Source organism: Streptomyces sp. NPDC045955 (assembly GCF_056430805.1).
This window is the reverse complement of sequence record NZ_JBWKKY010000038.1, coordinates 25,158-34,874: the sequence shown is the minus strand read 5'-3', so window position 1 is coordinate 34,874 and position 9,717 is coordinate 25,158. Positions and strand designations below refer to the sequence as shown.

General features: G+C 72.3%; 11 protein-coding genes. 8 read left to right on the top strand and 3 right to left on the bottom strand.

Annotation, left to right across the window (positions count from 1 at the left end; genetic code table 11):
* Window positions 1-138: 138 nt before the first annotated feature.
* The gene (locus AC07F0_RS39390; RefSeq protein WP_478985093.1) at window positions 139-783 is read left to right on the top strand and encodes a DUF6328 family protein; all 645 of its coding nucleotides are present in this window, start codon (window positions 139-141) and stop codon (window positions 781-783) included.
* Here the strand turns inward: AC07F0_RS39390 and AC07F0_RS39385 are convergent.
* Window positions 716-1,387, bottom strand: a complete 672-nt coding sequence (locus AC07F0_RS39385; protein ID WP_478985091.1) for a LysE family translocator — start codon at window positions 1,385-1,387, stop codon at window positions 716-718. The genes AC07F0_RS39390 and AC07F0_RS39385 overlap by 68 nt on opposite strands.
* Before the next feature lie 92 nt (window positions 1,388-1,479).
* Here AC07F0_RS39385 and AC07F0_RS39380 point away from each other — a divergent pair, with 92 nt between their 5' ends.
* Window positions 1,480-2,406 (top strand): LysR family transcriptional regulator, encoded by a 927-nt coding sequence (locus AC07F0_RS39380; RefSeq protein ID WP_478985090.1) that lies wholly within the window; start codon window positions 1,480-1,482, stop codon window positions 2,404-2,406.
* A gap of 2 nt (window positions 2,407-2,408) precedes the next feature.
* Here AC07F0_RS39380 and AC07F0_RS39375 read toward each other — a convergent pair whose 3' ends face one another.
* Window positions 2,409-2,867, bottom strand: a complete 459-nt coding sequence (locus AC07F0_RS39375; RefSeq protein ID WP_478985089.1) for an ATP-binding protein — start codon at window positions 2,865-2,867, stop codon at window positions 2,409-2,411.
* Between the two features lie 213 nt (window positions 2,868-3,080).
* Here AC07F0_RS39375 and AC07F0_RS39370 point away from each other — a divergent pair, with 213 nt between their 5' ends.
* Together AC07F0_RS39370 and AC07F0_RS39365 are read left to right on the top strand one after the other, a co-directional pair.
* The gene (locus AC07F0_RS39370) at window positions 3,081-3,941 is read left to right on the top strand and encodes a helix-turn-helix domain-containing protein (RefSeq protein WP_478985088.1); all 861 of its coding nucleotides are present in this window, start codon (window positions 3,081-3,083) and stop codon (window positions 3,939-3,941) included.
* 9 nt (window positions 3,942-3,950) lie between these two features.
* Window positions 3,951-4,181 (top strand): DUF397 domain-containing protein, encoded by a 231-nt coding sequence (locus AC07F0_RS39365; protein ID WP_478985086.1) that lies wholly within the window; start codon window positions 3,951-3,953, stop codon window positions 4,179-4,181.
* 74 nt (window positions 4,182-4,255) lie between these two features.
* Here AC07F0_RS39365 and AC07F0_RS39360 read toward each other — a convergent pair whose 3' ends face one another.
* Window positions 4,256-5,383, bottom strand: a complete 1,128-nt coding sequence (locus tag AC07F0_RS39360) for an 8-amino-7-oxononanoate synthase (protein ID WP_478985084.1) — start codon at window positions 5,381-5,383, stop codon at window positions 4,256-4,258.
* A 150-nt stretch (window positions 5,384-5,533) separates the two neighbouring features.
* On the opposite strand from AC07F0_RS39360, the gene bioB reads away from it, so the two are divergent.
* From bioB to bla, 4 genes are all read left to right on the top strand, one after another.
* On the top strand, window positions 5,534-6,712 hold the full coding sequence (gene bioB / locus AC07F0_RS39355; RefSeq protein WP_478985082.1) for a biotin synthase BioB: 1,179 nt from the start codon (window positions 5,534-5,536) through the stop codon (window positions 6,710-6,712).
* Complete coding sequence (locus tag AC07F0_RS39350; RefSeq protein WP_478985080.1) at window positions 6,705-8,000, top strand: adenosylmethionine--8-amino-7-oxononanoate transaminase; 1,296 nt, start codon at window positions 6,705-6,707, stop codon at window positions 7,998-8,000. The genes bioB and AC07F0_RS39350 overlap by 8 nt, the downstream gene beginning before the upstream one ends.
* Before the next feature lies 1 nt (window position 8,001).
* The gene (gene bioD / locus AC07F0_RS39345) at window positions 8,002-8,727 is read left to right on the top strand and encodes a dethiobiotin synthase (protein ID WP_478985078.1); all 726 of its coding nucleotides are present in this window, start codon (window positions 8,002-8,004) and stop codon (window positions 8,725-8,727) included.
* Between the two features lie 85 nt (window positions 8,728-8,812).
* Window positions 8,813-9,712, top strand: a complete 900-nt coding sequence (gene bla, locus AC07F0_RS39340) for a class A beta-lactamase (protein WP_478985076.1) — start codon at window positions 8,813-8,815, stop codon at window positions 9,710-9,712.
* The last annotated feature ends 5 nt before the right edge of the window (window positions 9,713-9,717 follow it).

Sequence of the window (9,717 nt, the reverse complement as noted above, 5' to 3'; positions counted from 1 at the left end):
TGGTGGCGTTAAAAAGCCCTCAAACCCACACCCCCTCTCCGCTCCCTCCTCACCCCCCCCCCCCCCCCCCCCCCCCCCCCCCCCCCCCCCCCCCCCACGCCGGAGCGTGACACGGCCTCAAGTGGTTACCCGTCCCCCATGGCCGAGCACCGTCCCTGCACCGCACGCGGCGAGACCCCGCTGCAACGCGCCGACCGGAACTTCGTCGAGCTGCTCCAGGAGCTCCGGGTCACCCAGACGGGCGTACAGATCCTGTTCGCGTTCCTGTTGTCGCTCGCGTTCACCTCGCGCTTCACGTCCCTCGACACGGTCCAGCGCGTCACCTACGTCATCACGCTGCTGCTGGCGGTCCTGGCCGCGGCGCTGTTCACCGCGCCGGCCGCGCTGCACCGCTCGCTCTTCCAGCAGGGCGCCAAGCCGCGCATCGTGCAGGTCTCCTCACGACTGGCCACCACCGGCCTGGCCGTACTGGTGTTCGCCTTCAGCGGTTCCGTGCTGCTGGTGGTGGATGTGACGACCAGTCGGGCCGGTGGCATCGCCGCGGGCGCGGCGACGTTCCTGGTCTGTGTCGGACTGTGGGGGCTGCTCCCCCGGCTGGTGCGGCGGGCGGGGCTGCGCGAGGAGACGCACGGCGGCCCCGAGCGGCCCGAAGCCGCCGCCGAGGAGCCCACGACCCAGGGCGCCGCCCGGATCTCCGCGCCGCTGCGCGGCACCATCAGGCAGCCGTCATCAGGGGTTCGAGAAGGAGCAGCACACCGAGAAGCGTCAGCGCGGCGCCGGTGACCCCCTCGACGGCCCGCGCGGCACGCGGCTCCCGCAGCCACCGGCCGAGCCGGTCCACCAGCAGTGCCACGGCCGGGAACCACAGCAGGGCCAGGACCACCACGATCAGCGCCAGCAGCAGCGTCCGGGGCAGCGCGGGACTGCCCGCGGGCACGAACTGCGGCAGCAGGCTGAGGAACGTGATCGGCGCCTTCGGGTTCAGGGCGTTCGTGACGAAGCCCTGCCGCAGGGGACGCGCGGCGAACGCGGCGGTCCCGGTGGCTTGGGCGACCACGGCACGGTTCCGGCGGGGTCCGGTGGCTTCGGCGACCACGGCACGGTTCCGGCGCAGCGACCACAGCGTCCGCGCCCCCAGGTACAGGACATAGCCGCCGCCGACCAGCTGGAGCGCGCGGAACAGCGCGGGCACGGCGGCCAGGACCGCCGCGACCCCCGCCACGGCCAGCGCGGTGTGCAGCAGCAGCCCGCCTGCGACACCGAGGGCGCAGGCGATGCCGGCCCGGCGGGAGACCAGGGCGTTGCGCACGACGACGGTGAAGTCGGCGCCCGGCACGGCGACCATTCCCGCGGCCACCCCCGTGAAGGCGATGAGTTGTGCGTCCATAAGGCCAGCCTGCCGGGCCCCAGCCTTCACCAGGTACTTCGAATATCCTGGGTGGCCCTTAAGCATCGCTTTGGTCTGTGGAGGTCAGCCGCATGTACGACCCGACCCGGCTCGCGGCGCTGGTCGCCGTCGCGGAGGCCGGGTCCATCACCCGGGCCGCCGAGCGTCTCGGCTACACCCCGCCCGCGCTCTCCCAGCAACTGGCGAAGCTGGAGCGGGAGGCGGGCTCCGCGCTGCTGGTCCGGCATCACCGCGGGGCGCGGCTGACGGGCGCGGGCGAGCTGCTGGTGGCACGGGCCCGGCGGGTGCTCGACGAGTTGGAGCTGGCCCGTCACGAACTGGCCCGGCTGGCCGGTCTGTCGGGCGGCGTCCTCAGGCTCGGCACGTTCCAGACGGCGGGCATCCATCTGCTGCCGCCGGTGCTCAGCGCCTTCCGCCGGGCCCATCCGGATGTGGAGCTGTCCGTGGCCGACTACGAACCGCCGACCGGTGTCGCGGCCGTGGCCGCCGGTGAGATCGACCTGGCGCTGACCCACACGTACCAGCCCGCCGACGCCCTGGCGCTCCCCGCCTCCGTCCGCTCGGAGCCGGTGCTGGTCGAGGAACTGGTGCTGGTGACCGCCCCGGGTCATGCCCTCGCCGACGGCACGTCCAGGCTTCCCCTGACGGAACTGGCGGGTCAGCCGCTGATCAGCATGGCGCCGGAGCATCCGTCCCGGCAGGGTGTGGAGGCGGCGCTGGCCAGGGCCGGGGCCAGCCCGTCGGTCCTCGTCTCGACGCCCGGGTATGCGCTGGTGTGCGCGCTGGTCAGCGCGGGTCTCGGGGTCGGCGTCGTACCGGAGATGGTGGCGCGGACGTCGGTCACGCCGGTCGGGGTGCGCCCGCTCGGGGCGGGCGAGCTGCGCCGTACGATCTCCGTCGCCTACCGGGGCGAGGAGGCGGCGCCTGCCGTGGAGGCCTTCCGGGCCTTGTTGCGCGGGGCGTTCGGCCGCGCGCGGCACACGTCACAGACGCGGTGAGGTCACGGCTGCTGCTTCCTTGCCGTCGGCACGGGCTGCGCCGGGACGGTCCACGGGAGTTCGATCGAGATGGTCTTGCCGCCCTCGCGGGTGGGGCGGATCCTGAGCCTGCCCCCGCATTCCGCGGTCAGCCAGCGGATGATGACGAGGCCGCGGCCGTTGTCCTGCTGGACGGCGGCAGGCAGGCGTCTGGGGAACCGCGGGTGGCCGTCCGTGACACCGATGCGCAGGTGTTCGTCGCGGTCGAGTGCGACATCCACCGTGAAGGTGGGGGACTGTCCGAGAGTGTGCTGGACGGCGTTGGTGGCGAGTTCGGAGATGATGAGCCGGATGGAGTCGGACACTTCCGTGTCCGCCGGCAGGCCCCACTCCGCCAGCGTGCCCACGACGTAGGCGCGCGCTGCGGAGACCGAGGCGGGATCGCTCGGCAGAGTGACGGATGCTTCCAGATGGTCTGCCATGGCGGCGTCGTCCCTTTCTCACGGGACCGCAGTCCGACACGGCGCGGAAGGTTCGAGTACGGTCCCGGACTGGTGCTTCGTCGCCAGAGTGCCACTGGAACACCCCTCAAGGGCGACGATCCACCAAGATATGCATATATCTGTCGCTCAAAGCGGTGAACTCTACGACGCGAAACCGTATTTGGGTGGCTCGGAAGGAGTAAGGAGCAGCCCATGCAGCACGGTCCCGCGGTGCGCCGCCGGAAACTGGGCGCCGAACTTCGCGCGCTGCGCACCTCGGCGGGGCTCACCAGCGGTGAGGCGGCCCGGCTGGTGGGCTGGCACCAGTCGAAGGTCAGCCGAATCGAGACGGGCACGAGTGGGGTGAAACCGGCCGATGTGCGGTTACTTCTCGACGCGTACGCCGTGGCGGACAGGCAGCTGCGCGAGTTGCTCATGATGCTGGCGGGATCCGAGGACAGCGGCGGCCGGACCCACTGGTGGCACGCCTACCGCGGGGTGCTGCCGCCCACCTACCGGGACTTCATCAGCCTGGAGTCGCAGGCCGGCGCGATGCGCACGCTGGAGACCACCGTCGTCCCGGGGCTGCTCCAGACGCCCGAGTACGCGCGTGCGGTGACGAAGGCCGCGGTGGAGGGCCTGTCTGAAGACCGGCTCGACACTCTGGTCGAGGTGCGGCTGGCCCGGCAGGACGTGCTGCGCGCGGATCCGCCGCTGGAGCTGAGCGCCGTCCTGGACGAGGCGGTGCTGCGGCGGGAGGTGGGCGGACCGGGGGTCATGGCCCGGCAGCTGGAGAGGCTGGTCGAGGCGGCGCGGCTGCCCCAGGTGCGGCTCCAGGTGCTGCCGTTCGCCGCCGGAGCGCACATCGGCGTCACCGGCCCTTTCGTTATCTTCTCATTTTCGAGCACATCTGATCTGGATGTGGTTGTTCTCGACCACTTGACGAGTAGCCTCTACCTCGAACGGAAAGAAGACCTCCAGGCCTACACGGAGGCCTTCAACGCCCTTCAGATCCACGCCCTTTCGCCCGAGGACTCGTTGGATTTCATCGCCGGGACAGCCGCCGGCGCGTAAGGAGGCACCATGCGTGCACTGCCTCGTCACGTCCCCTCAAGCATCGAACTGCACGGTGTGCGGTGGTTGCGCAGCAGCTACAGCACCGGCGCGAACAACTGCGTAGAGACCGCGCGTCCGGACGTCCCGCCCTGGGCCGGACTGCTCGCCGTGCGCGACTCCAAGGACCCGGCCGGGCCCGCCCTGCTCTTCTCTCCGAGGAGCTGGGCGGAGTTCACGGCCGCGATCGACCGCGTCTGAGCCGCATCCGGGCTACGTCCGAACCACTTCGGATCAGTCCGTCGTCGAGCGACGCACGGCCGTGTCACGCCGACTCATGGCCGCGTCTCGCCGATCAGTCGTACAGCGCGTTCGATCTGTTCCCCGGTCAGGTCCGCGCGGGCGGTCAGCCTGAGCCGTGAGATGCCGTCGGGCACGGAAGGAGGACGGAAGCAGCCCACGGTCAGACCCGCCGCGCGGCACTCGGCCGCCCAGCGCACGGCGTCCTCGGGAGAGGGCGCCCGCACGGAGACCACCGCGGCGTCGGGACGCACCGCTTCCAGACCCGCGGCGGTCAGGCGGGCGTACAACTCGCCCGCCACCGCGCGGGCCCGTGCCGCGCGCTCCGGCTCGCGGCGCAGCAGCCGCAGGGCCGCCAGGGCCGCCCCCGCCGCCGCGGGGGCGAGACCCGTGTCGAAGATGAACGTCCGTGCCGCGTTGACCAGGTGGTCGATCACCCGGGCGGGGCCGAGGACGGCTCCGCCCTGGCTGCCGAGCGACTTGGACAGCGTGACCGTCACGACGACGTCGTCGGCGCCCGCGAGCCCTGCCGCGTGCGGGGCGCCGCGGCCTCCGTCGCCGAGGACGCCCAGGCCGTGGGCGTCGTCGACCACCAGTCCGGCACCGTGTTCCCGGCACGCCTCGGCGAGCGCGGCGAGCGGCGCCGCGTCGCCGTCGACCGAGAAGACCGTGTCGGACACGGCGATCGCCGGGCCCTCGTGCGTGTGCAGCGCCTTGCGCACGGCGGCCGGCTCGGCGTGCGCCACCACCTGTGTCGTGCCGCGGGCCAGCCGGCAGCCGTCGATGAGCGAGGCGTGGTTGCCCGCGTCGGAGACGACGAGGGAGCCGTGCGGGGCCAGCGCGGTGACCGCCGCGAGGTTGGCCGCGTAGCCGGAGGAGAAGACCAGGGCCGCCTCGGCACCGCAGAAATCGGCCAGTTCCTGTTCGAGTTCGGCGTGCAGTTCGGTGCTGCCGGTCACGAGCCGGGAGCCGGTCGAGCCGCCGCCCCAGAGCCGCGCGGCCCGGGCCGCGCCCTCGGTGACCTCGGGATGGTGGGCCAGGCCCAGATAGTCGTTGCTCGCCAGGTCGAGGAGCGGCGAAACGGCCGGACGGGGGCGCAGAGTCCGTACGAGTCCGGCACGGCGGCGCAGCCGCGCCTGCTCGTCGATCCAGCCGAACGCCATGGGTGGTCCTCCGGGGAATTTGTAGGCAGTGCACAGACACTAGCGGGAGCTCCGGCAGGTCAGTGTGTGGCAATACCCACACCTCGAAGCGACTCTATTGTCCGAAGCCTCCTTTGCCCCGGGCGCCTCCGTAGGACAGGATCGGCTTCCATGGACCTGCTGAACACGCTGGTGGACAAGGGGCTTCGGCGCGAGCTGCCGAGCCGAGAAGAGGCACTGGCCGTCCTCGCGACGTCCGACGACGACCTGCTCGATGTGGTGGCCGCGGCCGGGAAGGTGCGCCGGCACTGGTTCGGCCGGCGGGTGAAACTCAACTATCTCGTCAACCTGAAATCCGGCCTGTGTCCCGAGGACTGCTCCTACTGTTCGCAGCGGCTCGGCTCCCAGACCGGAATCCTGAAGTACACGTGGCTCAAACCGGACCAGGCCTCCGACGCGGCGGCGGCCGGGGTGGCCGGGGGCGCCAAGCGGGTGTGCCTGGTGGCCAGCGGGCGCGGTCCCACGGACCGGGACGTGGACCGGGTCTCCGAGACGATCAGGGCGATCAAGGAGAACAACGAGGGCGTCGAGGTGTGCGCCTGCCTCGGGCTGCTCTCCGACGGACAGGCCGAGCGGCTGCGCGAAGCCGGCGCCGACGCCTACAACCACAATCTCAACACGTCCGAGGCGACGTACGGGGAGATCACCACCACGCACACCTACGCCGACCGCGTGGACACCGTCGAGAAGGCCCACGCGGCAGGGCTGTCCGCCTGCTCCGGGCTGATCGCCGGCATGGGCGAGACGGACGAGGACCTGGTCGACGTCGTCTACTCGCTGCGCGAACTGGACCCGGACTCGGTTCCGGTCAACTTCCTGATTCCGGTCGAGGGCACCCCGCTCGCCAAGGAGTGGAACCTCACGCCGCAGCGCTGCCTGAGGATCCTGGCCATGGTGCGCTTCGTGTGCCCGGACGTCGAGGTGCGCATCGCGGGCGGCCGGGAGGTCCATCTGCGCTCGATGCAGCCGCTCGCCCTGCATCTGGCCAACTCGATCTTCCTCGGTGACTACCTCACCACCGAGGGCCAGGCGGGCAAGGCCGACCTGGAGATGATCGCGGACGCCGGGTTCGAGGTGGAGGGCACCGACCAGGTGACGCTGCCGGAGCACCGGGCTGCCGGGGGCTGCCACGACGGGGGTGGAGTGTGCGGTGCCGAGGGGAGTGGCGGCGTCTGCGGTTCCACCGCTGCTCCGGAAGCCGCCGAGCCCCGCACGGCCGCGGAACCCCGTACCGACCTGGTCGCCGTCCGTCGCCGGGGTGCCGGAACGGACCTCGCGCCCAATGCATGAGGGCACGGTGCCCGAGCTGACGGTGCCCGAGCTGCTGGAGCTCGACCGGCGGCATGTGTGGCACCCGTACGGCCCGATGCCCGGCCGGCAGGAACCGCTCGTCGTGGAGTCGGCGAGCGGGGTGCGGCTGCGGCTCGCCGACGGCTCGGGAGAGCTGGTCGACGGCATGTCGTCCTGGTGGTCGGCGATCCACGGCTACAACCACCCGGTGCTCAACGAGGCTGCGCGCGGGCAACTGGAGCGGATGAGCCATGTGATGTTCGGCGGGCTCACCCACGAGCCCGCCGTACGGCTGGCGAAGCTCCTTGTCGACATGTCGCCCGAGGGGTTGGAGCATGTGTTCCTCGCCGACTCCGGGTCCGTGTCGGTCGAGGTCGCGGTCAAGATGTGCCTCCAGTACTGGCGCTCGCTGGGCCGCCCCCGCAAGCAGAGGCTGCTGACCTGGCGCGGCGGCTACCACGGCGACACCTGGCAGCCGATGTCGGTGTGCGATCCCGAGGGCGGGATGCACGAGCTGTGGAGCGGGGTACTGCCGCGTCAGGTGTTCGTCGGTCCGCCTCCGGCCGGGTACGAGGAGTCGTACGCCGAGCAGGTGCGCGCGGCGGTCGAGCGGCACGCCGACGAGCTGGCCGCGGTGATCGTGGAGCCGGTGGTGCAGGGTGCGGGCGGTATGCGGTTCCACTCCCCCGCCTATCTGCGGGTGCTGCGCGAGGCGTGCGACGCGCACGACGTGCTGCTGGTGTTCGACGAGATCGCGACCGGCTTCGGCCGCACGGGCGCGCTGTTCGCTGCGGAGCACGCGGCCGTGACACCGGACGTGATGTGCGTGGGCAAGGCGCTGACCGGCGGTTACCTGACCATGGCGGCGACGCTGTGCACCTCGCGGGTGGCGGACGGCATCTCGCGCGGCGAGGTGCCGGTGCTCGCGCACGGCCCGACGTTCATGGGCAATCCGCTGGCGGCGGCGGTGGCCTGCGCCTCGATCGAGCTGCTGCTCGGCCAGGACTGGCGCACCGAGGTCAAGCGGATCGAGACGGGGCTGCGGGACGGGCTCGCGGCGGCCTCTGACCTGCCGGGCGTGAAGGACGTGCGCGTTCTCGGCGCCATCGGGGTCGTCCAGCTCGACCACGAGGTGGACATGAAGGCGGCCACGGAGGCGGCCGTGCGCGAGGGCGTGTGGCTGCGTCCGTTCCGTGATCTGATCTACACCATGCCGCCGTACGTGACGGGTGACGCGGACGTGGCGCGGATCGCGCGGGCGGTGTGCGCGGCGGCGCGGAAGGGATGACATGTCGGTACTGGTGATCACGGGCACGGGCACGGAGGTCGGCAAGACGGTCGTGACCGCCGCGGTGGCCGCGACGGCGCTGGCGTCCGGCCGTTCGGTGGCCGTGCTGAAGGCCGCCCAGACGGGCGTGCGGCCGGACGAGCCGGGGGACGCCGCCGAGGTCGCGCGGCTCGCGGGTGCCGTGACGACGGCGGAAGTCGCCCGCTATCCCGAGCCGTTGGCGCCCGCCACGGCCGCCCGCCGGGCCGGTCGCGCCCCCGTGCACCCGCAGGAGGTCGCGGAGGCCGCCGCCAAGCTGGCCACCGAGCACGATCTGGTGCTCGTCGAGGGCGCGGGCGGACTGCTCGTACGGTTCGACCCGGCCGGCGGCACCCTGGCGGACGCGGCCCGGCTGCTGTCGGCGCCGGTGCTGGTGGTGGCGTCGGCGGGGCTCGGCACCCTGAACACGACGGAGCTGACGGCACGTGAGCTCCGCTCCCAGGGGCTGGACCTGGCCGGGATCGTGATCGGGAGCTGGCCCGCCGCGCCGGATCTCGCCGCGCGCTGCAATCTCGCGGACCTGCCGGACGTGGCCGGGGCGCCGCTGCTGGGCTCCGTTCCCGCCGGGTCGGGGGCCCTTGCCCCCGCCGCCTTCCGGGCGGCCGCGCCGCACTGGCTGGCGCCGCGCCTGGACGGCACGTGGGACGCGGCGGCGTTCCAGGTACGTCAGGCTCCTCCGGCGTTCTGAGAGTTCCGGGCGGGCGCGCGGTGAAACCGGCGCGGACGTGATCGCGTGTTGGACTACGTACGTGATCACCTCCGAAGGGAACACCGTGCACAGCACACACCCACGCCCGTCCCGCCGCACGGCCCTCGCGCTGGGCGCCGCCGCCGCTCTGTCGCTGGGCGGCGGCACGGCCCATGCCTTAACCGCCACGGGCGGCGTCACCGCACGGCTGAGGGAACTGGAGCGGGAGCACACCGCCCGGCTCGGCGTGTACGCGCGGAACATGCGTACGGGCCGGACGGTGGCCTACCGGGCCGACGAACGCTTCCCGATGGCCTCGGTGTTCAAGACGCTCGCCGCCGCGGCAGTCCTGCGCGACCTCGACCACGACGGCGCGTTCCTGGCCCGGCGCATCCGCTACACCCAGGACTACGTCACGAAGTCGGGGCACTCCCCCGTCACCCAGGAGAACCTCGCGACCGGCATGACGGTCGGCGAACTGTGCGACGCCACCATCCGCTTCAGCGACAATGCCGCGGGCAACCTGCTCCTGAAGGAGCTGGGCGGGCCGACCGCCATCACGCGCTTCGCCCGCTCGATCGGTGACGGTGTCACCCGGCTCGACCGGTGGGAGCCCGAGCTCAACTCCGCGGAGCCCTGGCGCGTCACCGACACGACGTCTCCCCGGGCGATCGGCCTGACCTACGCCCGTCTCGTGCTCGGCAACGCGCTGGAGCCCCGGGACCGGGCACGGCTCACGGACTGGCTGCTGCGGAACACCACGAGCGACGACAGGTTCCGCAAGGGCCTGCCCGCCGGCTGGCTGGTCGCCGACAAGACGGGCGGCGGACGGTACGGCGGCTCCAACGACGTGGGCCTCACCTGGCCGCCGGACGGCGCCCCGATCGTGCTGTCGGTCCTGACGACCCAGCCCGAGGAAGACGCCCCGGCCGACAACGCGCTGGTGGCGAAGACGGCCGCGTTGCTGGCGGCGGAACTCGGCTAGGCAAG

Bases quoted from the DNA above. Each gene is read 5' to 3' on its own strand.
- AC07F0_RS39385 (WP_478985091.1), bottom strand. From the start codon at position 1,387: ATGGACGCACAACTCATCGCCTTCACGGGGGTGGCCGCGGGAATGGTC.
- bioB (WP_478985082.1), top strand. From the start codon at position 5,534: ATGGACCTGCTGAACACGCTGGTGGACAAGGGGCTTCGGCGCGAGCTG.
- AC07F0_RS39365 (WP_478985086.1), top strand. From the start codon at position 3,951: ATGCGTGCACTGCCTCGTCACGTCCCCTCAAGCATCGAACTGCACGGT.
- bioD (WP_478985078.1), top strand. From the start codon at position 8,002: ATGTCGGTACTGGTGATCACGGGCACGGGCACGGAGGTCGGCAAGACG.
- AC07F0_RS39380 (WP_478985090.1), top strand. From the start codon at position 1,480: ATGTACGACCCGACCCGGCTCGCGGCGCTGGTCGCCGTCGCGGAGGCC.
- AC07F0_RS39390 (WP_478985093.1), top strand. From the start codon at position 139: ATGGCCGAGCACCGTCCCTGCACCGCACGCGGCGAGACCCCGCTGCAA.
- AC07F0_RS39350 (WP_478985080.1), top strand. From the start codon at position 6,705: ATGCATGAGGGCACGGTGCCCGAGCTGACGGTGCCCGAGCTGCTGGAG.
- AC07F0_RS39360 (WP_478985084.1), bottom strand. From the start codon at position 5,383: ATGGCGTTCGGCTGGATCGACGAGCAGGCGCGGCTGCGCCGCCGTGCC.
- AC07F0_RS39375 (WP_478985089.1), bottom strand. From the start codon at position 2,867: ATGGCAGACCATCTGGAAGCATCCGTCACTCTGCCGAGCGATCCCGCC.
- AC07F0_RS39370 (WP_478985088.1), top strand. From the start codon at position 3,081: ATGCAGCACGGTCCCGCGGTGCGCCGCCGGAAACTGGGCGCCGAACTT.